17 protein-coding genes are annotated in these 22,063 nt (G+C 70.6%); 16 read left to right on the top strand and 1 reads right to left on the bottom strand.

Annotated features, from left to right (window positions below):
• Nucleotides 1–26: 26 nt before the first annotated feature.
• Nucleotides 27–1,310 carry a geranylgeranyl reductase family protein gene (locus ACH4C6_RS31730; RefSeq protein WP_398112102.1) on the top strand — a complete coding sequence of 428 codons (1,284 nt, stop codon included), beginning with the start codon at nucleotides 27–29 and terminating at the stop codon, nucleotides 1,308–1,310.
• 420 nt (nucleotides 1,311–1,730) lie between these two features.
• Here the strand turns inward: ACH4C6_RS31730 and ACH4C6_RS31725 are convergent, their stop codons facing one another.
• On the bottom strand, nucleotides 1,731–2,573 hold the full coding sequence (locus tag ACH4C6_RS31725) for a C40 family peptidase (protein ID WP_398112101.1): 843 nt from the start codon (nucleotides 2,571–2,573) through the stop codon (nucleotides 1,731–1,733).
• A gap of 725 nt (nucleotides 2,574–3,298) precedes the next feature.
• On the opposite strand from ACH4C6_RS31725, the gene ACH4C6_RS31720 reads away from it, so the two are divergent.
• The 15 genes from ACH4C6_RS31720 to recQ all read left to right on the top strand — a co-directional run bounded on the left by ACH4C6_RS31720 (nucleotide 3,299) and on the right by recQ (nucleotide 21,811).
• Nucleotides 3,299–3,658 (top strand): NADH-quinone oxidoreductase subunit A, encoded by a 360-nt coding sequence (locus ACH4C6_RS31720; RefSeq protein ID WP_398112100.1) that lies wholly within the window; start codon nucleotides 3,299–3,301, stop codon nucleotides 3,656–3,658.
• Nucleotides 3,659–3,671: 13 nt separating this feature from the next.
• Entirely contained in the window at nucleotides 3,672–4,226 is a 555-nt protein-coding gene (locus ACH4C6_RS31715) for an NADH-quinone oxidoreductase subunit B family protein (protein WP_007383964.1), read from the top strand.
• Entirely contained in the window at nucleotides 4,223–4,969 is a 747-nt protein-coding gene (locus tag ACH4C6_RS31710) for an NADH-quinone oxidoreductase subunit C (protein ID WP_398112099.1), read from the top strand. Before ACH4C6_RS31715 ends, ACH4C6_RS31710 begins: the two co-directional genes overlap by 4 nt.
• Nucleotides 4,966–6,288, top strand: coding sequence for an NADH-quinone oxidoreductase subunit D (locus tag ACH4C6_RS31705; RefSeq protein WP_398112098.1), 1,323 nt, complete (start codon nucleotides 4,966–4,968; stop codon nucleotides 6,286–6,288). The genes ACH4C6_RS31710 and ACH4C6_RS31705 overlap by 4 nt, the downstream gene beginning before the upstream one ends.
• Complete coding sequence (gene nuoE / locus ACH4C6_RS31700; RefSeq protein WP_398112097.1) at nucleotides 6,285–7,196, top strand: NADH-quinone oxidoreductase subunit NuoE; 912 nt, start codon at nucleotides 6,285–6,287, stop codon at nucleotides 7,194–7,196. The genes ACH4C6_RS31705 and nuoE overlap by 4 nt, the downstream gene beginning before the upstream one ends.
• Nucleotides 7,196–8,542, top strand: a complete 1,347-nt coding sequence (gene nuoF / locus ACH4C6_RS31695) for an NADH-quinone oxidoreductase subunit NuoF (RefSeq protein ID WP_398112096.1) — start codon at nucleotides 7,196–7,198, stop codon at nucleotides 8,540–8,542. The genes nuoE and nuoF overlap by 1 nt, the downstream gene beginning before the upstream one ends.
• Nucleotides 8,539–11,043 carry an NADH-quinone oxidoreductase subunit G gene (locus ACH4C6_RS31690; protein ID WP_398112095.1) on the top strand — a complete coding sequence of 835 codons (2,505 nt, stop codon included), beginning with the start codon at nucleotides 8,539–8,541 and terminating at the stop codon, nucleotides 11,041–11,043. The genes nuoF and ACH4C6_RS31690 overlap by 4 nt, the downstream gene beginning before the upstream one ends.
• On the top strand, nucleotides 11,040–12,416 hold the full coding sequence (gene nuoH / locus ACH4C6_RS31685; protein WP_398112094.1) for an NADH-quinone oxidoreductase subunit NuoH: 1,377 nt from the start codon (nucleotides 11,040–11,042) through the stop codon (nucleotides 12,414–12,416). The genes ACH4C6_RS31690 and nuoH overlap by 4 nt, the downstream gene beginning before the upstream one ends.
• The gene (gene nuoI / locus ACH4C6_RS31680) at nucleotides 12,409–13,074 is read left to right on the top strand and encodes an NADH-quinone oxidoreductase subunit NuoI (RefSeq protein ID WP_398112093.1); all 666 of its coding nucleotides are present in this window, start codon (nucleotides 12,409–12,411) and stop codon (nucleotides 13,072–13,074) included. The genes nuoH and nuoI overlap by 8 nt, the downstream gene beginning before the upstream one ends.
• Entirely contained in the window at nucleotides 13,071–13,913 is an 843-nt protein-coding gene (locus tag ACH4C6_RS31675) for an NADH-quinone oxidoreductase subunit J (protein ID WP_398112092.1), read from the top strand. Before nuoI ends, ACH4C6_RS31675 begins: the two co-directional genes overlap by 4 nt.
• Complete coding sequence (gene nuoK / locus ACH4C6_RS31670) at nucleotides 13,910–14,209, top strand: NADH-quinone oxidoreductase subunit NuoK (protein WP_003992252.1); 300 nt, start codon at nucleotides 13,910–13,912, stop codon at nucleotides 14,207–14,209. The genes ACH4C6_RS31675 and nuoK overlap by 4 nt, the downstream gene beginning before the upstream one ends.
• A 15-nt stretch (nucleotides 14,210–14,224) precedes the next feature.
• A complete protein-coding gene (gene nuoL / locus ACH4C6_RS31665) occupies nucleotides 14,225–16,189 on the top strand; it encodes an NADH-quinone oxidoreductase subunit L (RefSeq protein ID WP_398112091.1) in 1,965 nt (654 codons plus the stop codon).
• Nucleotides 16,190–16,194: 5 nt separating this feature from the next.
• Nucleotides 16,195–17,766 carry an NADH-quinone oxidoreductase subunit M gene (locus tag ACH4C6_RS31660; RefSeq protein WP_398112090.1) on the top strand — a complete coding sequence of 524 codons (1,572 nt, stop codon included), beginning with the start codon at nucleotides 16,195–16,197 and terminating at the stop codon, nucleotides 17,764–17,766.
• The gene (nuoN, locus tag ACH4C6_RS31655; protein WP_398112089.1) at nucleotides 17,763–19,412 is read left to right on the top strand and encodes an NADH-quinone oxidoreductase subunit NuoN; all 1,650 of its coding nucleotides are present in this window, start codon (nucleotides 17,763–17,765) and stop codon (nucleotides 19,410–19,412) included. The genes ACH4C6_RS31660 and nuoN overlap by 4 nt, the downstream gene beginning before the upstream one ends.
• A gap of 308 nt (nucleotides 19,413–19,720) precedes the next feature.
• Nucleotides 19,721–21,811: a DNA helicase RecQ gene (recQ, locus tag ACH4C6_RS31650; protein WP_398112182.1), complete on the top strand. Its 2,091-nt coding sequence runs from the start codon at nucleotides 19,721–19,723 to the stop codon at nucleotides 21,809–21,811.
• Nucleotides 21,812–22,063 lie beyond the last annotated feature (252 nt).

The following is a 22,063-nucleotide window of genomic DNA, read 5'->3' as shown; positions in this document are numbered from 1 at the left end:
ATTTCGAACCTTGGGGAGATCCCGCCGTGACCGAGCCCCTCTCCGAAAACACCGCCGATGTCATCGTCGTCGGCGCGGGGCCAGCCGGCTCCACCACCGCGTACCACCTCGCCAAGGCCGGACTCGACGTACTGCTCCTGGAGAAGACGGAGTTCCCGCGCGAGAAGGTCTGCGGCGACGGGCTCACGCCGCGTGCCGTCAAGCAGCTGGTGGCCATGGGCATCGACATCTCCGAGGAAGCCGGCTGGCTGCGCAACAAGGGCCTGCGCATCATCGGCGGCGGGGTGCGGCTCCAGCTCGACTGGCCGGATCTCGCCTCCTTCCCCGACTACGGCCTGGTGCGCAAGCGCGACGACTTCGACGAGCAGCTCGCCCGGCAGGCGCAGAAGGCCGGCGCCCGGCTGTTCGAGCGGTGCAACGTGGGCGCCCCGATCGTCGACGAGCGCACGGGCCGCATCACGGGTGTGCACGCCAAGCTCGGCGAGGACAAGCGCGAGGTCACCTTCCGTGCGCCGCTGGTCGTCGCCGCCGACGGCAACTCCACCCGGCTGTCCCTCGCCATGGGCCTGCACCGCCGCGAGGACCGCCCGATGGGCGTGGCGGTGCGCACGTACTTCACCAGCCCGCGCCACGAGGACGACTACCTGGAGTCCTGGCTGGAGCTGTGGGACCGCCGCGGCCCCGAGGACCGCCTGCTTCCCGGCTACGGCTGGATCTTCGGCATGGGCGACGGCACCTCGAACGTGGGCCTCGGCGTGCTCAACACCTCCGACTCCTTCAAGGAGCTGGACTGGCGCGAGGTCCTCAAGGCCTGGTGCGCGTCCATGCCGGAGGACTGGGGCTACACCCCCGACAACATGACCGGGCCCATCCGCGGTGCCGCCCTGCCCATGGCCTTCAACCGCCAGCCGCACTACACCAAGGGCCTGCTGCTCGTCGGCGACGCCGGCGGACTGGTCAACCCCTTCAACGGCGAGGGCATCGCCTACGCGATGGAGTCCGGGCAGCTCGCAGCCGACGTCATCGTGCAGGCCCACGCCCGCCCGACGCCGGCCGGCCGCGAGATGGCCCTCCAGCGCTACCCGCGTGTCCTCAAGGACACCTACGGCGGCTACTACACGCTCGGCCGCGCCTTCGTGAAGCTGATCGGCAACCCGAAGGTCATGCAGATCGCGACGCAGCGCGGGCTCACGCACCCGCTGCTGATGAAGTTCACGCTGAAGCTCCTGGCGAACCTCACCGACCCGACGGGCGGCGACGCGATGGACCGCATCATCAACGGGCTGAGCAAGGTGGCCCCGAAGGCCTGACCCCGCAGGACTCCCCGGCCCGTCCGGCGCCGCCGTCCCACGGCGGCTCCGGGCGGGCCGTCTGCATGGGCCGTCCGCGTGGGCCGTCTGCGTGGGCCGTCTGCGAGGGTCGTCCGCGAGGCCGTCCGCAGGGGCCGCCGACGTGCCGTCACAGACGTGCCGTAGGGGGAGAATTCGGGCCAAGCGCCCCGCCGGGGCGGGCGGTGCTCCCGCCGTCGGGCGGTGCGCGGGGCGGCGGAGGGCCTCAGGGGGCCGTGGGTGCGCCGTGAGACCCGAGGGGCGCCCGCGGGCACCCCGGGGCCGCCCCGGGCCGCGAGAGGGCCGTCAGGGCGGCGGGGGGAGGCATGCGCACAGCCGGAGGGCCGCCGCCGGCTGTGCGGCGGCGGCCCTCCGGCCGGTGATGCGTGCGGGGGCGCGGGGTCAGAGGACGCGCACGGCGCCCGACGCCGGGTAGCCCGACAGGTCCTGGATGACGACGCCCTTGGACGGGTTGGCCGCGTCCAGGTACTGGCCGTTCCCGATGTAGACACCCACGTGGTACGCGGAGCCCTTGCCGCCCCAGTACAGGATGTCGCCCACCTGGACGCTGGACAGCGGGACGTCCGTGCCGGCCATCGACTGGTCCTGGGAGACGCGCGGCAGGTCCACACCAACCTGCTTGTACGCGGCCTGCACCAGGGAGGAGCAGTCCCAGGCGTTGGGGCCCGTGGCGCCCATGACGTAGGCGTCGCCCACCTGGGCCTTGAGGAAGGCGATGACGGTGGCGACGCTGCCGCTGGCGGGCGCCGAGACCGAGGTGGAGGCGGACGCGGAGGTGGAGGCGGACGCCGAGAGGGTGGCGCGCTCGGTGCTGCGGTCGGCACGCTCGGCCGCGGCCTTGCGGGCGGCCTCGGCGGCCTTCTTCTTGGCCTCGGCCTTCTTCGCCGCGGCGAGGTCCTTCTTCGCCTCGGCCGCGGCCTTGGCGGCGGCGGCGTCACGCTCGGCGCGCAGTTCGTAGTTCGCGGCCGCCTGCTGGGTGGCGGCGGCGGACTGGGCGACCTGAGCGGACATGTCGGCCGTCAGGGTGGGCAGTTCGATGGTCTGCGTCACCGGCTCGGCGGCGCTCGCCGAGGCCGACGCACCCGCGGCTGCCAGGCTGAGGACGCCACCGGCAACTCCGGCACGCACGGCGATCGAAGAGGTCGCGCTGCGGCGGGGCTTCCGGTGGCTGCGTATGTGAGCGGTGTGGGACATGGGAACAACCGGTACCAGGGGCTCCTTCATATCTTCAAGAAACGTGTGCTGCGCCACAGTTGTTCAATCAGGCCCCCAAAAACCCCGAACGGGACCCTGCATTGACGCCCTAACGGACATTGCGGGCACCCCGTGACCCGGCTGTGATCACGGTGTTTGATCAATACGCCCGAATTGCCCCGCGCCTACCACCGGTTGACTCGATTGGCCAAGCCCCGCATTCATGGATCTCTCATCCATGTGACGGGGATCACGGAACGGCCGCCCCGGCGGGCGCGTCCGGGTGCGGAGATCACGGCCGGATCACGACCCGGCGGAGATCGTGAACGAAAGCACGCGTCCACACCCCGTTCCGCGGGCCCCTCTCACGTGTGAATGCGCCTCTATCAAGAGATCGAGTCCATCGCCAATTTGCATGCACGCGAACCCTCTTGATATGGAGACGCACCCTCCGGCCTGCGCTGACGAGCCAAAATGTCACCTCTGGTGATCACTCGGACGCTTCGCGTGTGAAGATCACCGCTCATCCGACTTCATGATCGATCGTCAGGTGGTGGAGATCACAAAGCTTGTGCAATACCCCGTGTCGCAGATCACAGAGCGTCGGGCATAAGATGCACGCGGTTGGGCTTGTGACCTGCTTCACATGTTCCCGATCTTCGCCGGGGCGGGCGGGGTTCAGGGGACGGGTGGGGCGCAAGCGAGCCCGACGCCAACCGCCAGCAGTCAGTGCCGACTGAGAGGAGCGAGGAGCGGTGAACGCTTATGCGCCCATCCTCGTACTGGGAGCCCTCGGGGCAGGCTTTGCGATCTTTTCCGTGGTCATGGCCTCGTTGATCGGGCCCAAGCGGTACAACCGGGCCAAGCTCGAGGCCTACGAGTGCGGCATCGAGCCGACCCCCACGCCGGCCGGCGGCGGGCGCTTCCCGATCAAGTACTACCTGACGGCGATGCTCTTCATCATTTTCGATATCGAGATCGTCTTCCTCTACCCCTGGGCCGTCAGCTTCGACGCCCTGGGGATCTTCGGGCTCGTGGAGATGCTGCTCTTCGTGCTCACCGTCTTCGTCGCGTACGCGTACGTATGGCGGCGCGGCGGCCTGGAATGGGACTGAGGGGCCACACGTCATGGGACTCGAAGAAAAGCTGCCGAGCGGCTTCCTGCTGACCACCGTCGAACAGGCCGCGGGCTGGGTGCGCAAGGCGTCCGTCTTCCCGGCCACGTTCGGACTCGCGTGCTGCGCCATCGAGATGATGACCACCGGCGCCGGGCGGTACGACCTGGCGCGCTTCGGCATGGAGGTCTTCCGCGGTTCGCCCCGCCAGGCGGACCTGATGATCGTCGCCGGCCGGGTCAGCCAGAAGATGGCGCCGGTGCTCCGGCAGGTCTACGACCAGATGCCGAACCCCAAGTGGGTGATCTCCATGGGGGTCTGCGCCTCCTCGGGCGGCATGTTCAACAACTACGCCATCGTCCAGGGCGTCGACCACATCGTGCCGGTCGACATCTACCTCCCCGGCTGCCCGCCCCGGCCGGAGATGCTGATGGACGCCATCCTCAAGCTCCACCAGAAGATCCAGTCCTCCAAGCTCGGCGTGAACGCCGAGGAGGCGGCCCGTGAGGCGGAGGAAGCGGCGCTCAAGGCCCTGCCCACCATCGAGATGAAGGGGCTGCTGCGGTGAGCGACGCGCACAAGGACGCAGACGGCGTGAACCCCGACAAGGCGCTCTCCGCCGAGAACCTGCCGGGCCAGCGCGGCCAGGGCGGTGAGGAGATCCGCGTCCAGCGGGGGATGTTCGGCGCCGACAGGGGCGGTGACACCACCGGCTACGGCGGCCTGGTCCGCTCGGTCCGGCTCCCGGGACCGGCGAGCCGCCCCTACGGCGGATGGTTCGACGAGGTCGCCGACGAACTGGAGGGCGCGCTGGAGGAGCAGGGGCTGCTCCCGGACAACGCCATCGAGAAGACGGTGGTGGACCGCGACGAGCTGACCTTCCACATCGAGCGCGAGCACCTGGTGACCGTTGCCCGCACCCTGCGGGACGACCCGGCGCTGCGCTTCGAGCTGTGCACCGGCGTCAGCGGCGTGCACTACCCGAACGACAAGGGCCGCGAGCTGCACGCCGTCTACCACCTGCGCTCGATCACCCACAACCGGGTGATCCGCCTGGAGGTCAGCTGCCCCGACGGCGACCGGCACATCCCGTCGCTGTTCGCCGTGTACCCCACGAACGACTGGCACGAGCGCGAGACGTACGACTTCTTCGGCATCGTCTTCGACGGCCACCCCGCGCTGACCCGGATCATGATGCCGGACGACTGGCAGGGCCATCCGCAGCGCAAGGACTACCCCCTCGGCGGCATCCCCGTCGAGTACAAGGGCGCCCAGATCCCGGCTCCGGACCAGCGGAGGTCGTACTCATGAGCACTTCCCACGCCTCCCCCCGGGAGACCACCGAAGGCACCGTCTACACGGTCACCGGCGGCGACTGGGACGAGGTCGTCCAGTCCGCGGCCCGCGCCGACGACGAGCGCATCGTCGTCAACATGGGCCCGCAGCACCCCTCCACGCACGGAGTGCTCCGCCTGATCCTGGAGATCGAGGGCGAGACCGTCACCGAGGCCCGCTGCGGCATCGGCTACCTCCACACCGGCATCGAGAAGAACCTCGAGTACCGGACGTGGACGCAGGGCACCACGTTCGTGACGCGCATGGACTACCTGACGCCGTTCTTCAACGAGACGGCGTACTGCCTCGGCGTCGAGAAGCTCCTCGGCATCGAGGACCAGATCCCGGACCGCGCCTCGATCATCCGCGTGCTGCTGATGGAGCTGAACCGGCTCTCCTCGCACCTGGTGTGCATCGCCACCGGCGGCATGGAGCTCGGCGCCACGACGATCATGATCTACGGCTTCCGCGATCGTGAGCTCATCCTCGACATCTACGAGCTGATCACCGGCCTGCGGATGAACCACGCGTACATCCGCCCCGGCGGACTCGCCCAGGACCTGCCGCCCGGCGCGGTGGACCAGATCCGCGAGTTCGTGAAGAAGATGGACAAGAACCTCCCGGAGTACGACAAGCTCGCCACCGGCAACCCCATCTTCAAGGCCCGCATGCAGGACGTCGGCTACCTCGACCTGGCCGGCTGCATGGCCCTCGGCGCGACGGGCCCGATCCTGCGCTCCACCGGCCTGCCGCACGACCTGCGCAAGGCGCAGCCCTACTGCGGCTACGAGACGTACGACTTCGACGTCCCGACCTCCGACACCTGCGACTCCTACGGCCGCTTCCTGATCCGGCTGGAGGAGATGCGCCAGTCGCTGCGGATCATCGAGCAGTGCCTGGACCGGCTGGAGCCCGGACCGGTCATGGTCGCCGACAAGAAGATCGCCTGGCCCGCCCAGCTCGCGCTGGGCCCCGACGGCCTCGGCAACTCCCTCGACCACATCAAGAAGATCATGGGCACCTCCATGGAGGCCCTGATCCACCACTTCAAGCTGGTCACCGAGGGCTTCCGGGTCCCGCCCGGCCAGGCCTACGTGGCGGTCGAGTCCCCCAAGGGCGAACTCGGCGTGCACGTCGTGTCCGACGGCGGCACCCGCCCCTACCGGGTCCACTTCCGCGACCCGTCCTTCACCAACCTTCAGGCCATGGCGGCGATGTGCGAGGGCGGCCAGGTCGCCGACGTCATCGTCGCCGTCGCGTCCATCGACCCCGTGATGGGAGGCGTCGACCGGTGACCACATCGTCTTCCGAGCGGGGCGTCAGCCTGGGCATGCCCGAACTGCCCGCACCCGCCTACCCGGACGACGTCCGGGCCCGGCTGGAGACGGACGCGCGCGAGGTCATCGCCCGCTACCCGGACTCCCGCTCCGCCCTCCTGCCGCTGCTGCACCTCGTGCAGGCCGAGGAAGGCCACGTCACCCGCACCGGCATGCAGTTCTGCGCCGACGTGCTGGGCCTGACCACCGCCGAGGTCACCGCCGTCGCCACCTTCTACACGATGTACCGGCGCAGGCCGAGCGGCGACTACCAGGTGGGCGTCTGCACCAACACCCTGTGCGCGGTCATGGGCGGCGACGCGATCTTCGAGGAGCTCCAGGAGCACCTCGGGGTCGGCAACGGCGAGACCACGGGCGACGGCAAGGTCACCCTGGAGCACATCGAGTGCAACGCGGCCTGCGACTTCGCGCCGGTGGTGATGGTCAACTGGGAGTTCTTCGACAACCAGACCCCCGCCAGCGCCAAGAGCCTCGTCGACGACCTGCGCGCGGGCCGGCCGGTCACCCCCACGCGCGGGGCCCCGCTGTGCTCCTTCAAGGAGACCGCCCGGATCCTGGCCGGCTTCCCCGACGAGCGGGACGGGGCCGTCGAGGCCGGCGGCAGCGCCGGACCCGCCTCCCTGGTCGGCCTGAAGCTCGCCAAGGGCGAGGCGTCCCCCGCGCGCGTGGTGCACCCGCGCGGTGAGTCCGCCCGGACCGGGGCGCCCCACGACCCGTCACCGACGGAGCACCTGAGCTCGCACGACGCGCCGCAGGACACATCGGCCTCCGACCCGTCCCACCCGTCGCCCCCCACCACCCCTGCTGGAGGGGCTTCGCCCCGCCCCGCCGATTCGGCCGGGCCCACTGCCGAGGAGGGGGAGTGATGACCTTGGCACCCGAGTTGAAGGACATGAGCCCCGAGAAGCTGCTGGCACCGGTGCTGTCGGCCTTCTGGGACGAGGACGCGTCCTGGACGCTGGACGTCTACCGGCGCCACGACGGCTACGAAGGGCTGCGCAAGGCGCTCGCCATGACGCCGGACGACGTGATCGCCTACGTCAAGGACTCCGGACTGCGCGGTCGCGGCGGCGCCGGCTTCCCCACCGGCATGAAGTGGCAGTTCATCCCGCAGGGCGACGGCAAGCCCCACTACCTCGTGGTCAACGCCGACGAGTCGGAGCCGGGGACCTGCAAGGACATCCCGCTCCTCTTCGCCAACCCGCACAGCCTCATCGAGGGCATGATCATCGCGTGCTACGCGATCCGGTCGTCGCACGCCTTCATCTATCTGCGCGGGGAAGTCGTCCCGGTCCTGCGGCGGTTGCACTCCGCCGTCCGCGAGGCCTACGAGGCGGGCTTCCTCGGCGAGAACATCCTGGGCAGCGGACTCGACCTCGACATCACCGTGCACGCGGGCGCGGGCGCCTACATCTGCGGTGAGGAGACCGCGCTGCTCGACTCCCTCGAGGGCCGCCGCGGCCAGCCCCGGCTGCGTCCTCCCTTCCCCGCCGTCGCGGGCCTGTACGCCTGCCCCACCGTGGTGAACAACGTCGAGTCCATCGCGTCGGTTCCCGCCATCATGCAGCGCGGCAAGGACTGGTTCCGGTCGATGGGCAGCGAGAAGTCGCCCGGCTTCACGCTCTACTCCCTCTCCGGCCACGTCGCGAGCCCCGGCCAGTACGAGGCGCCGCTCGGCATCACCCTGCGCCAGCTGCTGGAGATGAGCGGCGGCATGCGCCCCGGGCACCGCCTCAAGTTCTGGACGCCGGGCGGCTCCTCGACCCCGATGTTCACCGACGAGCACCTCGACGTCCCCCTCGACTACGAGGGAGTGGGGGCCGCCGGTTCCATGCTCGGCACCAAGGCACTCCAGTGCTTCGACGAGACGACCTGCGTGGTCCGCGCCGTCACCCGCTGGACCGAGTTCTACGCCCACGAGTCCTGCGGCAAGTGCACGCCCTGCCGCGAAGGGACCTACTGGCTCGTGCAGTTGCTGCGCGACATCGAGGCCGGCAAGGGACAGATGTCCGACCTCGACAAGCTGAACGACATCGCCGACAACATCAACGGCAAGTCCTTCTGCGCCCTCGGCGACGGCGCCGCCTCGCCGATCTTCTCCTCGCTCAAGTACTTCCGCGAGGAGTACGAGCAGCACATCACGGGCCGGGGATGCCCCTTCGACCCGGCCAGGTCGACGGCCTGGGCCGACCGCACGGAGGTGAACGCATGACCGTGACCACCAGCTCTCCCTCCGGCGGGGGAGAAGCGGCGGTCCCGCCGGAGGACCTCGTGTCGCTGACGATCGACGGCGCCGAGATCAGCGTGCCCAAGGGCACCCTGGTCATCCGGGCCGCCGAACAGCTCGGCATCGAGATCCCCCGGTTCTGCGACCACCCCCTCCTCGACCCGGCGGGCGCCTGCCGCCAGTGCATCGTCGAGGTGGAGGGCCAGCGCAAGCCGATGGCCTCCTGCACCATCACCTGCACCGACGGCATGGTCGTCAAGACCCACCTGACCTCGCCCGTCGCGGAGAAGGCCCAGAAGGGTGTGATGGAGCTCCTGCTCATCAACCACCCGCTGGACTGCCCCGTCTGCGACAAGGGCGGCGAGTGCCCGCTGCAGAACCAGGCCATGTCGCACGGCGACGCCGAGTCCCGCTTCGACGGCCGCAAGCGGACCTACGAGAAGCCCGTCCCCATCTCCACGCAGGTGCTGCTCGACCGTGAGCGGTGCGTGCTGTGCGCCCGCTGCACCCGGTTCTCCAACCAGGTCGCGGGCGACCCGATGATCGAGCTGATCGAGCGGGGCGCGCTCCAGCAGGTCGGCACCGGTGAGGGCGACCCGTTCGAGTCGTACTTCTCCGGCAACACCATCCAGATCTGCCCCGTCGGCGCGCTCACCTCGGCGGCGTACCGATTCCGCTCACGGCCCTTCGACCTGGTCTCCTCGCCGTCGGTGTGCGAGCACTGCTCCGGTGGCTGCGCCACCCGCACCGACCACCGGCGCGGCAAGGTCATGCGTCGCCTCGCGGCCGAGGACCCCGAGGTCAACGAGGAGTGGATCTGTGACAAGGGGCGCTTCGGGTTCCGGTACGCGCAGCAGCGCGACCGGCTGGACACGCCCCTGGTGCGCAACGCCGAGGGCGACCTGGAGCCGGCCTCCTGGCCCGAGGCGCTGCAGATCGCCGCGCAGGGGCTGCTGGCCTCCCGGGGCCGCACGGGCGTCCTGACCGGCGGCCGCCTGACCGTCGAGGACGCCTACGCCTACAGCAAGTTCGCGCGGGTGGCGCTCGACACCAACGACATCGACTTCCGCGCGCGCGTGCACAGCAGCGAGGAGGCCGACTTCCTCGCCGCGCAGATCGCCGGCCGCGGCCGGGACCTCGACGGCACGGGTGTCACGTACACCGCGCTGGAGAAGGCCCCGGCGGTCCTGCTGGTCGGGTTCGAGGCGGAGGAGGAGGCGCCCGGCGTCTTCCTGCGGCTGCGCAAGGCCTGGCGCAAGCACGGGCAGCGGACCTTCTCGCTCGCCACCCACGCCACCCGCGGTCTGGAGAAGGCCGGCGGCACGCTGCTCCCGGCGGCTCCCGGCACCGAGACCGAGTGGCTGGACGCGCTCGCGAGCGGTGCCGGCCTGGAGGGCGACGGCGCCACCGCCGCCGAGGCGCTGCGCGCCGAGGGCGCGGTCATCGCGGTCGGCGAGCGGCTGGCCGCCGTGGCCGGCGGACTGACCGCCGCCGTGCGCACCGCCGCCGCGACCGGCGCCCGCCTGGTGTGGATCCCGCGCCGGGCCGGCGAGCGCGGCGCGATCGAGGCGGGGGCGCTGCCGTCGCTGCTGCCGGGCGGACGCCCGGCGACGGACCCGCGCGCCCGGGACGAGGTCGCCGCCGTCTGGGGCGTCGCCGGGCTCCCGCACCGCTTCGGCCGCGACACCGGCCAGATCGTGGAGGCCGCCGCCACCGGCGCACTCCAGGCGCTGCTGGTGGCGGGCGTCGAGATCGCCGACCTGCCCGACCCGGCACGCGCGCGTGCCGCGCTCGACGAGGTCGGCTTCCTCGTCTCGCTGGAGCTGCGGCCCAGCGAGATCTCCCGCAAGGCCGACGTGGTCCTGCCGGTCGCCGCGGTCGCCGAGAAGGCCGGCACCTTCCTCAACTGGGAAGGCCGGATCCGCTTCTTCGAGGCCGCGCTCAAGCCCGACCAGATGACCCGCACCCTCGCGCCCACCGACGCGCGCGTGCTCCAGATGCTCGCCGACGCCATGGACGTCCACCTGGGGCTGCCCGATCTGCGCACCGTGCGCGCGGAGATCGACCGGCTCGGCGCCTGGGCCGGCCCGCGGGCCGGTGAACCGGTGGAGACCGCGGCGGCCCTGCCCCGCCCGGCCGCCGGGGAGGCCGTGCTCGCCGGGCACCGGCTGCTGCTCGACCAGGGCGTGCTGCAGCAGGGGGACGAGGCCCTCGCCGGCACCCGGCACGCCGCACGCGCGCGGGTGTCGGCCCCGACGGCCGCCGAGGCGGGCGTCAAGGACGGCGACCTCCTCGCGGTGAGCGGACCGCGGGGTGTCGTCGAACTCCCGCTGCAGATCACCGACATGCCCGACCGGGTGGTGTGGCTGCCGCTGAACTCCGCCGGTGGCGGCGTCGCCTCCGACACGGGGGCGCGGCCCGGCTCCCTCGTCCGCATCGGCCCGGCGACCCTCGCCGGCGAGGCCCCCAAGGAGGTGGAGGCATGAGCCCGTCCCTCGCCGCTGAAGACCTCTCGATGTTCGGCACCGACCCCTGGTGGCTGGTCGTCGTCAAGGCGGTGTTCTGCTTCGCCTTCCTGATGGTGACCGTGCTGATCTCCATCGTGATGGAGCGCAAGGTCGTGGCCTGGATGCAGCTGCGCATCGGCCCCAACCGGCACGGCCCCTGGGGCATGCTCCAGTCGCTCGCCGACGGCATCAAGCTGATGCTGAAGGAGGACGTGATCGTCAAGCGCGCGGACAAGGCGGTGTACGTCCTCGCGCCGGTCATCGCGGCCATCCCGGCCTTCATGGCGATCGCGGTGATCCCCTTCGGCCCGGCCGGCAACGAGATCTCGATCTTCGGCCAGCGCACCACCATGCAGCTCACCGACCTGCCGATCGCGATGCTGTACATCCTCGCGGTCGCCTCCGTCGGGATCTACGGCATCGTCCTGGCCGGCTGGAGCTCCGGCTCGACGTACCCGCTGCTGGGCGGCCTGCGTTCCTGCGCGCAGATGATCTCCTACGAGATCGCGATGGGCGCCGCCTTCGCCTCGGTGTTCCTCTACTCCGGGTCGATGTCGACGTCGACGATCGTCGAGGGGCAGACCGACCGCTGGTACATCCTGCTGCTGCCGGTCTCGTTCATCCTCTACATCGTCACCATGGTCGGCGAGACCAACCGCGCCCCCTTCGACATGCCGGAGTCCGAGGGCGACCTGGTCGGCGGCTTCAACACCGAGTACTCGTCGATCAAGTTCGCGATGTTCATGCTCGCCGAGTACGTCAACATGGTGACCGTCTCGGCCGTCGCCACCACCCTGTTCCTCGGCGGCTGGCGGGCCCCCTGGCCCATCAGCACCTTCTGGGAGGGCGCCAACCACGGCTGGTGGCCGCTGCTGTGGTTCACCGTCAAGGTCCAGCTGCTGCTGTTCATGTTCATCTGGATCCGCGGCACCCTCCCGCGCGTGCGCTACGACCAGCTGATGAAGCTCGGCTGGAAGGTCCTCATCCCGGTCTCGCTGGTGTGGCTGATGCTCGTCGCGACCGTCCGGGCCCTGCGCAACGAGGGCTACGAGTTCGCCGACATCGCCCTCTACGTCGGCGGTGGCGTGCTCGCCCTGCTGCTGCTCTCCTTCGTCGCCGACATGTTCCGCGAGAAGGGCAAGAAGGCCGAGGAGCCCGCCGAGGCCCCGGCCGCCTTCGACCCGATGGCGGGCGGCTACCCCGTGCCGCCCCTGCCGGGACAGGAACTCCCGCCCGTTCCGCGCCGGCGCCCGCGCCGGGAGCGGGAGCTGATTGTCAGTGGCGGGCCCGATACTCAGAGTGACGAATCTCTGGGCGGATCCACGGATGGAAAGGAGGCGTCCGATGGCTGAGGAACTCGAGCGTTCGCAGGCCGAGGAACCGAAGGACACCAAGCCCGGCTTCATGAACCCCGTGGCCGGTTTCGGCGTGACCTTCAAGGCCATGTTCAAGAAGCGGCTGACCGAGCAGTACCCGGAGCAGCAGAAGACCACGGCTCCGCGCTTCCACGGACGGCACCAGCTCAACCGCCATCCGGACGGCCTGGAGAAGTGCGTGGGCTGCGAGCTGTGCGCCTGGGCCTGCCCCGCCGACGCCATCTACGTGGAGGGCGCCGACAACACCGACGAGGAGCGCTACTCGCCGGGCGAGCGCTACGGCCGCGTCTACCAGATCAACTACGCCCGCTGCATCCTGTGCGGCCTGTGCATCGAGGCGTGCCCCACCCGCGCGCTGACGATGACCAACGAGTTCGAGCTGGCCGACTCCAGCCGGGCCAACCTCATCTACACCAAGGAGCAGCTGCTCGCCGGTCTGGAGGAGGGCATGGTCGACTCGCCCCACGCCCTCTACCCCGGCACGGACGAGCAGGACTACTACCGGGGCCTGGTGACGGAGGCCGCGCCCGGCACCGAGCGGCAGGTCGCCCACTCCAAGGGCGAGGTCGTCCAGGAGGCCGACTCGACCTTCGGCGGGACGGAACCCGCCTCGGAGGGAGTGATCGGCCGATGAGCGCCCAGCTCGCCGCCTACTCCACCTCCACCGGGGAAGCCGTCCAGTTCTGGATCCTCGGCACGGTCGCGGTGATCGGCGCCCTGTGCACCATCCTCATGAAGAGGGCCGTGCACAGCGCGCTCTGCCTCGCCGGGACCATGATCATCCTGGCGGTGTTCTACCTCGCCAACGGCGCCTACTTCCTGGGCGTCGTGCAGATCGTCGTCTACACCGGCGCGATCATGATGCTGTTCCTGTTCGTCGTGATGCTGGTCGGCGTCACCGCGGCGGACTCCCTGAAGGAGACCATCAAGGGCCAGCGCTGGCTCGCCCTGCTGTGCGGACTCGGCTTCGGCGTCCTGCTGATCGCCGGGATCGGCAACGCCTCCCTCGAGGAGTTCAACGGCATCGGCCAGGCCAACGCCGGGGGCAACGTCGAGGGCCTCGCCGCCCTCCTCTTCACCCGGTACGTCTTCGCGTTCGAGATCACCGGTGCCCTGCTGATCACGGCCGCCGTCGGCGCCATGGTGCTCACCCACCGCGAGCGCACCGAGCGCGCCAAGACGCAGCGGGAGATGGCCGAGGAGCGCGTGCGCAAGGGCACGTACCTGCCGCCGCTGCCGGCCCCGGGTGTCTACGCCCGGCACAACGCGGTCGACATCGCGGGCCTGCTGCCCGACGGCACCCCGTCCGACCTCACCGTCAGCAAGACCCTGCGCGAGCGCGGCCAGATCCGCGACGTGTCGCAGGAGGCGCTCAACGACCTCAAGGCCCTGGAGCAGCGGGCCGAGGAGCGCCTGGAGCGCAGGGCGGTCGGGCCGGCGAAGTTCCAGCGGTCCGAGGAGGCGTCGAAGTGAACCCCGTCAACTACCTCTACCTCGCCGCCCTGTTGTTCACCATCGGCGCCACCGGCGTGCTGATCAGGCGCAACGCGATCGTGGTGTTCATGTGCATCGAGCTGATGCTCAACGCCTGCAACCTCGCGTTCGTCGCCTTCTCCCGCATGCACGGCAACCTCGACGGCCAGATCATCGCGTTCTTCACGATGGTCGTCGCCGCCGCGGAGGTCGTGGTCGGGCTGGCGATCATCGTGTCCCTGTTCCGTGCCCGCCACTCGGCCTCGGTCGACGACGCCAGCCTGATGAAGCTGTAAGGGGTCGGGAGAAAAGTGGAGAACCTCATCGCGCTGCTGGTGGCGGCGCCCCTGCTCGGAGCGGCGGTCCTGCTGTGCGGCGGACGCCGGCTCGACGCCGTCGGCCACTGGCTCGGCACCCTGCTCGCGGCCGTCTCCTTCGTGCTCGGCCTGGTGCTGTTCAGCGACATGCTCGCCCAGGACGCCGACCAGCGCGTCATGAGCCAGCACCTGTTCAGCTGGATCCCCGTCGAGGGCTTCCAGGCGGACGTCGCCTTCCAGCTCGACCAGCTGTCCATGACGTTCGTGCTGCTGATCACGGGCGTCGGATCGCTGATCCACCTGTACTCCGTCGGGTACATGGAGCACGACGAGCGGCGCCGCCGCTTCTTCGGCTATCTGAACCTCTTCCTCGCGGCGATGCTGATCCTCGTCCTCGCCGACAACTACCTGCTGCTGTACGTCGGCTGGGAGGGCGTCGGTCTCGCCTCCTACCTGCTCATCGGCTTCTGGCAGCACAAGCCCAGCGCCGCGACGGCCGCCAAGAAGGCCTTCCTGGTCAACCGCGTCGGCGACATGGGCCTGTCCATCGCGATCATGCTGATGTTCCTGTGGTTCGGCACCTTCGCCTTCGGGCCGGTGCTCGGCGGCCACGAGGAGGCCGGGCTGGCCGGCGCGGCCGGTGAGGACAAGCTCACCGCCATCGCCCTGATGCTGCTGCTCGCCGCCTGCGGCAAGTCCGCCCAGGTGCCGCTGCAGTCCTGGCTCGGGGACGCGATGGAGGGCCCGACCCCGGTCTCGGCCCTCATCCACGCCGCGACCATGGTCACCGCGGGCGTCTACCTGATCGTCCGCTCCGCGGCCGTCTTCAACGGCGCCCCGGACGCGCAACTGGTCGTCACCATCGTCGGCGCGGTCACGCTGCTGTTCGGTGCGATCGTCGGTTGCGCGAAGGACGACATCAAGAAGGCCCTGGCCGGCTCGACCATGTCGCAGATCGGGTACATGATCCTCGCCGCCGGCCTCGGCCCCATCGGCTACGTCTTCGCGATCATGCACCTGGTGACGCACGGCTTCTTCAAGGCCGGGCTGTTCCTCGGCGCCGGTTCGGTCATGCACGGCATGAACGACGAGGTCGACATGCGCCGGTACGGCGGCCTGCGGAAGTACATGCCGGTCACCTTCGTCACCTTCGGCCTCGGCTACCTGGCGATCATCGGTTTCCCCGGCCTGTCCGGGTTCTTCTCTAAGGACAAGATCATCGAGGCGGCGTTCGCCAAGGGCGGCACCGAGGGCTGGATCCTCGGCGCCTGCGCCCTGCTCGGCGCGGCCATCACCGCGTTCTACATGACGCGCGTGATGCTGATGACGTTCTTCGGCGAGGAGCGCTGGCGCGACGCCCCGACCCCGTCGCCGGCCAAGCCCGACGTGGAGCCCGCCGCCGAGACGCGCGGCGAGTACACCCCGCCGCACCCGCACGAGTCGCCCAAGATCATGACCGTCCCGATGATCGTGCTGGCGATCGGATCGGTGGCCGGCGGCGCGTTCTTCAGCATCGGCGACCGCTTCCTGCACTGGCTGGAGCCCGTCACCGGGCACAGCCACGGTCATCCGCCGATCAGCGCGGGCGTGGTCACCGGCGCGACGGTGGCGTGCATGGTCATCGGTGTGGCCCTCGCCTGGGCGCAGTACGGCCGCCGCCCGGTCCCGGCCGTCGCCCCGCGCGGCTCGCTGCTCACCCGGGCCGCCCGGCGCGACCTGTACCAGGACGACTTCAACCACGTCGTCCTGGTCCGCGGCGGCGAGCACCTCACGCGGTCCCTGGTCTACGTCGACCACACCCTGGTCGACGGCGTGGTCAACGGCTCGGCGGCCTCGGTCGGCGGCCTCTCCGGGCGGATGCGCAGGCTGCAGAACGGCTTCGCCCGCTCCTACGCGGTCTCGATGTTCGGCGGCGCCGCGGTCATCGTCGCCGCGACCCTGCTGATGAGGGCGGTCTGATACCGATGTCCTTTCCTCTGCTGACAGCGACAGCGGCGCTCCCGGCCGTCGGGGCGATCGCCACGGCCGCCGTACCGGCCGCGAAGCGCACCGCCGCCAAGTGGCTGGCGCTGCTCTTCTCGCTCGCCACCCTCGCCCTGGCGATCACCGTCCTGGTCCGCTTCGACCCGGACGGCGACCGCTACCAGCTCACCGAATCCCACGCCTGGATCGCCGACTTCGGCGTCCGCTACGAACTGGGCGTCGACGGCATCGGCGTGGCGCTCGTCGCGCTCACCGCACTGCTGATGCCCTTCATCATCCTGGCGGGCTGGCACGACGCCGACCCCCTGGAGACCGGCAGCAGCCGGTGGCGGCCGACCCAGGGCTTCTTCGCCCTGATCCTGGCCGTCGAGGCCATGGTGATCCTCTCCTTCGAGGCCACCGACGTCTTCCTCTTCTACATCTTCTTCGAAGCCATGCTGATCCCGATGTACTTCCTCATCGGCGGCTTCGGCGACCGTGCCCACGAGCACGGCGAGAAGACGGCGGCCACGCAACGCTCGTACGCGGCGGTGAAGTTCCTCCTCTACAACCTGGCCGGCGGTCTGATCATGCTGGCCGCGGTGATCGGCCTGTACGTGGTCGCCGGGAACTTCTCGCTCCAGGAGATCGCCGAGGCCCGCGCCAACGGTTCGCTGGACATGGCGACCGGCACCGAACGCTGGCTGTTCCTCGGCTTCTTCTTCGCCTTCGCGGTGAAGGCGCCGCTGTGGCCGCTGCACACCTGGCTGCCCAACGCGATGCAGGAGTCGACCGCCCCGGTCGCGGTCCTCATCACGGCGGTCGTCGACAAGGTCGGCACCTTCGCGATGCTCCGCTTCTGCCTCCAGCTCTTCCCGGAGGCCAGCAAGTGGGCCACGCCCGCGATCCTCGTCCTGGCACTGATCAGCATCGTCTACGGGGCGCTGCTCGCGGTCGGCCAGCGCGACATCAAGCGGCTGATCGCCTATGCGTCGATCTCCCACTTCGGCTTCATCATCATGGGCATCTTCGCGATGACGAGCCAGGGCCAGTCCGGGGCGACGCTCTACATGATCAACCACGGCATCTCGACGGCCGCGCTGATGCTGGTCGCGGGCTTCCTGATCTCCCGGCGCGGCTCGCGGCTCATCGCCGACTACGGCGGGGTGCAGAAGGTCGCCCCGGTGCTCGCCGGCACGTTCCTGATCGGCAGCCTCGCCACGCTGTCCCTGCCGGGACTGGCGCCGTTCGTGAGCGAGTTCCTGGTCCTGGTCGGGACCTTCACGCGCTACCCGGTGATCGGCATCATCGCCACCTCCGGCATCGTCCTCGCCGCGCTCTACACCCTCGTCCTCTACCAGCGGACGATGACGGGGCCGGTGAAGCCGGAGGTGTCCACGATGCCGGACCTCAGGGTCCGTGAACTCGTGGTCGTCGCCCCGCTGGTCGTACTGCTGATCTTCCTGGGCGTCTACCCGAAGCCCGTCACGGACATCGTCAACCCGGCGGTCGAGCAGACCATGTCCGACGTACAGAAGAAGGACCCCCAGCCCGAGGTGGAGGCGGCCAAGTGAGCGCATCAGTCGTCCACAGCCTGTGGACAACCGCGGCCGACCCGATCACCAAGATCGACGCGCCGACGTTCGAGTACGGACAACTGGCACCCACCCTGATCGTCGTGGGAGCGGCGATCGTCGGGATCCTGGTCGAGGCGTTCGTACCGCGCACATCCCGCTACTACGTGCAGATGTTCGTGTCGGCCGTGGCCCTCGCGGCCGCGTTCGCCGCGGTGGTCGCCCTCGCGGCCGACGGGTACGGCACGACCAAGGCGCGCATCGCCGCGATGGGCGCGATCGCCGTCGACGGACCGGCCCTGTTCCTTCAGGGCACGATCCTGCTGACGGCCCTGGTCGGCCTGTTCACCTTCGCCGAGCGGCGCCTGGATCCCGCGGCGCACGGCAAGCGCGTGGACTCCTTCGCCGCGCAGGCCGCCTCCGTGCCGGGCAGCGAGAGCGAGAAGGCCGCGGTCAAGGCCGGGTTCACCACCACCGAGGTGTTCCCGCTGCTGATGTTCGCGGTGGCCGGCATGCTGATCTTCCCGGCGGCCAACGACCTGCTGACGCTGTTCGTCGCCCTGGAGGTCTTCTCCCTCCCGCTGTACCTGCTGTGCGCCCTGGCCCGCCGCAAGCGGCTCATGTCCCAGGAGGCGGCGGTCAAGTACTTCCTGCTCGGCGCGTTCGCCTCCGCGTTCACCCTGTTCGGCATCGCGCTGCTGTACGGCTACGCGGGCTCGATGTCGTACGCGACGATCGCGCAGGTCGTCGACGGCACCGTGCAGGACGTCGACCCGGCGCTCGCCGGCACCATGGGCAACGACGCACTGCTCCTGATCGGCGCCGCGCTGCTGGTGATGGGCCTGCTGTTCAAGGTGGGCGCGGTGCCGTTCCACATGTGGACCCCGGACGTGTACCAGGGCGCCCCGACCCCGGTGACCGGCTTCATGGCGGCGGCGACCAAGGTGGCCGCCTTCGGCGCGCTGCTGCGCGTGCTGTACGTCGTCCTGCCGGGGCTGCGCTGGGACTGGCGGCCGGTGATGTGGGCCGTGGCCATCGTCACCATGCTGGGCGGTGCGATCGTCGCGATCACGCAGACCGACATCAAGCGGCTGCTGGCGTACTCGTCGATCGCGCACGCCGGGTTCATCCTCGCCGGTGTCATCGCGACCACACCCGACGGCGTCTCGTCCGTCCTCTTCTACCTGGCCGCGTACTCGTTCGTGACGATCGGCGCCTTCGCGGTGGTCACGCTGGTGCGCGACGCGGGCGGCGAGGCGACGCACCTGTCCAAGTGGGCGGGGCTGGGCCGGCGTTCGCCGCTGGTGGCGGCCGTGTTCGCGGTGTTCCTGCTGGCCTTCGCGGGCATCCCGCTGACCTCCGGCTTCGCGGGGAAGTTCGCCGTGTTCAAGGCGGCCGCCGAGGGCGGGGCCGCTCCGCTGGTCGTCATCGGTGTGATCTCGTCGGCGATCGCGGCGTTCTTCTACATCCGTGTGATCGTGCTGATGTTCTTCAGCGAGCCGCGGCCCGAGGGCCCGACGGTGGCGGTGCCGTCACCGCTGACCATGGCGGCGATCGGCGTGGGTGTGGCGGTCACGCTGGTGCTCGGCGTGGCACCGCAGTACTTCCTGGACCTGGCGGGACAGGCGGGCGTCTTCGTCCGCTGACGCCCGGCCCACAGCGGGACGGCGGCCCGGCTCCTCTCGGGGGGAGTCGGGCCGCCGTTCTGTGCGATGCAGCTGCCGTTCTGCGCGAGGTGGCCGCTGTTTCTGCGCGATGTGGCCGGCGGTCGGCCGGGGGAAGAGAGAAAGCCGGTGCGGCTCGGGCGAGGTCGGACAGAAGCGGTGGCGAAGCGGCCGGTCGCCGATCGGTCACGGAGGGACACGGGCGCCGCCTGTGGACAACTCGGGTGCTGTCGGTGGGTGCGCCTATCGTGGACGCAGTGGTCGAGGGACGACGTACGGGGGACACGACGATGGGCGGGACGGGCGGTATCGCCGAGATGGCAGTGACCGAGAACGAGGCCCTGGCCACGCTGCACCGGGTCTTCGGGTACGAGGCCTTCCGGGGTGAGCAGGAGGCGGTCGTCGAGCACGTGGTGTCCGGCGGGGACGCCGTGGTGCTCATGCCGACCGGCGCCGGGAAGTCCCTGTGCTACCAGATCCCCGCCCTGGTCAGACCGGGCACCGGGGTGGTCGTCTCCCCGCTGATCGCGCTCATGCAGGACCAGGTGGACGCGCTGCGTGCCGCGGGTGTGCGCGCCGGGTTCATGAACTCCACGCAGGACTTCGACGAGCGGCGGATGGTCGAGGCCGAGTTCCTGGCCGGGGAGCTGGACCTGCTGTACCTGGCGCCGGAGCGGCTGCGGCTGGAGAGCACGCTCGACCTGCTCTCCCGGGGCAAGATCTCGGTCTTCGCGATCGACGAGGCGCACTGCGTCGCCCAGTGGGGGCACGACTTCCGGCCCGACTACCTGGCGCTGTCCCTGCTCGGCGAGCGCTGGCCGGACGTGCCGCGGATCGCCCTGACGGCGACGGCCACGCGGGCCACGCACCAGGAGATCACCGAGCGGCTGGACATGCCGTCGGCGCGGCACTTCGTGGCGAGCTTCGACCGGCCCAACATCCAGTACCGCATCGTGCCCAAGGCCGACCCGAAGAAGCAGCTGCTGAGCTTCCTGCGCGAGGAGCACCCGGGCGACGCGGGCATCGTCTACTGCCTGTCGCGCAACTCCGTCGACAAGACCGCGGAGTTCCTCAGTCGCAACGGCATCGAGGCGGTGCCCTACCACGCGGGCCTGGACGCGGGGACCCGCGCCGCCCACCAGTCCCGCTTCCTGCGCGAGGACGGCCTGGTCGTGGTGGCGACCATCGCCTTCGGCATGGGCATCGACAAGCCGGACGTCCGCTTCGTCGCCCACCTCGACCTGCCCAAGTCGGTCGAGGGGTACTACCAGGAGACGGGCCGGGCCGGCCGGGACGGCCTGCCCTCGACGGCCTGGATGGCCTACGGGCTGAACGACGTCATCCAGCAGCGCAAGCTCATCCAGTCCGGTGAGGGCGACGAGGCGTTTCGGCGGCGGGCGCAGGCCCACCTGGACTCGATGCTGGCGCTGTGCGAGACGGCCCGGTGCCGCAGGGGCCAGCTCCTCGCCTACTTCGGCCAGGACCCGGATCCGTCCGGCTGCGGCAACTGCGACACGTGCCTGACCCCGCCGGAGACCTGGGACGGCACGGTCGCGGCCCAGAAGGTGCTCTCGACGGTGGTGCGGTTGCAGCGGGAGCGCGGACAGAAGTTCGGCGCGGTGCAGATCGTCGACATCCTGCTCGGCAAGCGCACCGCCAAGGTCATCCAGTTCGATCACGACCAGTTGTCCGTGTTCGGCATCGGCGAGGACCTGAGCGAGCCGGAGTGGCGGGGCGTCATCCGCCAGCTGCTGGCCCAGGGCCTGCTCGCGGTGGAGGGCGACTACGGCACGCTGGTGCTCACCGAGGCCAGCGGGGCGGTGCTGCGGCGGGAGCGGGAGGTGCCGCTGCGCAAGGAACCGGAGCGGCCGGTGACCGGCCGCTCCGGCTCCTCCGCGGGTTCCGGACGGGGGGAGCGCAAGGGCAAGGCCGCCGCGGTCGAGCTGCCCGCGGAGCTCCAGCCGGCCTTCGAGGCGTTGCGGGCCTGGCGCGCCGAGCAGGCACGCGAGCAGGGCGTCCCGGCGTACGTCATCTTCCACGACGCGACGCTCCGGGAGATCGTCCTGGCGTGGCCCGGGTCGGTGGCGGAGCTGGGCGGGATCAGCGGAGTGGGCGAGAAGAAGCGGGTGACGTACGGGGAAGGTGTGCTGGAGGTGCTCGCCTCGCTGGACGCACCGGCCGGTGGCCCGGCCCCCGATGGCGAGACGCCCTCGGCCCCGTCGTCCGCCCGGTCCGCTCCGCGGGCTGACGCGCCAGGTCCGGCACCGGCCCGCGCGTCCGACGCCGCCGGTGGTTCGGCAGCCGCTTCCGGCCGGGGGGCGGATGAGGCGGACCTCTGGCCGGAGATGGACGAGGAGCCGGAGCCCGAGGACTGGGAGTGACCGGAACAGCCGGCTGAGGGGCGGGGCCGGGGCCGGTGCCCGGCTGGGCGGCCGAGGCTCGGCGGCCGGGGGCGGGCCGCTCCAGGCTCTGTCGTCCGCCCGGCCGCGCTGGAGCTGGCGCGACTGGTCCGGCACCGGCGCACGCGTCCGGCGCGCCGGCAGCCGGGCACCTGCGTCCGGCCGGGGCAGGTGCCCGGCCCGGCGGCCGAGGCCCGGCCGCCGGGGGCGGGGCGCCGCGGTGGTCACAGCGCC

Source organism: Streptomyces sp. NPDC017943 (assembly GCF_044328425.1).
Classification (GTDB): domain Bacteria; phylum Actinomycetota; class Actinomycetes; order Streptomycetales; family Streptomycetaceae; genus Streptomyces; species Streptomyces djakartensis_A.
This window is presented reverse-complemented; position numbering and strand designations above follow the sequence as displayed.

Coding starts and splice junctions, on each gene's coding strand:
- ACH4C6_RS31725 (WP_398112101.1), bottom strand. CDS start 2,573: ATGAAGGAGCCCCTGGTACCGGTTGTTCCCATGTCCCACACCGCTCAC.
- ACH4C6_RS31715 (WP_007383964.1), top strand. CDS start 3,672: ATGGGACTCGAAGAAAAGCTGCCGAGCGGCTTCCTGCTGACCACCGTC.
- ACH4C6_RS31705 (WP_398112098.1), top strand. CDS start 4,966: ATGAGCACTTCCCACGCCTCCCCCCGGGAGACCACCGAAGGCACCGTC.
- nuoF (WP_398112096.1), top strand. CDS start 7,196: ATGACCTTGGCACCCGAGTTGAAGGACATGAGCCCCGAGAAGCTGCTG.
- ACH4C6_RS31690 (WP_398112095.1), top strand. CDS start 8,539: ATGACCGTGACCACCAGCTCTCCCTCCGGCGGGGGAGAAGCGGCGGTC.
- nuoH (WP_398112094.1), top strand. CDS start 11,040: ATGAGCCCGTCCCTCGCCGCTGAAGACCTCTCGATGTTCGGCACCGAC.
- nuoI (WP_398112093.1), top strand. CDS start 12,409: ATGGCTGAGGAACTCGAGCGTTCGCAGGCCGAGGAACCGAAGGACACC.
- ACH4C6_RS31675 (WP_398112092.1), top strand. CDS start 13,071: ATGAGCGCCCAGCTCGCCGCCTACTCCACCTCCACCGGGGAAGCCGTC.
- ACH4C6_RS31660 (WP_398112090.1), top strand. CDS start 16,195: ATGTCCTTTCCTCTGCTGACAGCGACAGCGGCGCTCCCGGCCGTCGGG.
- recQ (WP_398112182.1), top strand. CDS start 19,721: ATGGGCGGGACGGGCGGTATCGCCGAGATGGCAGTGACCGAGAACGAG.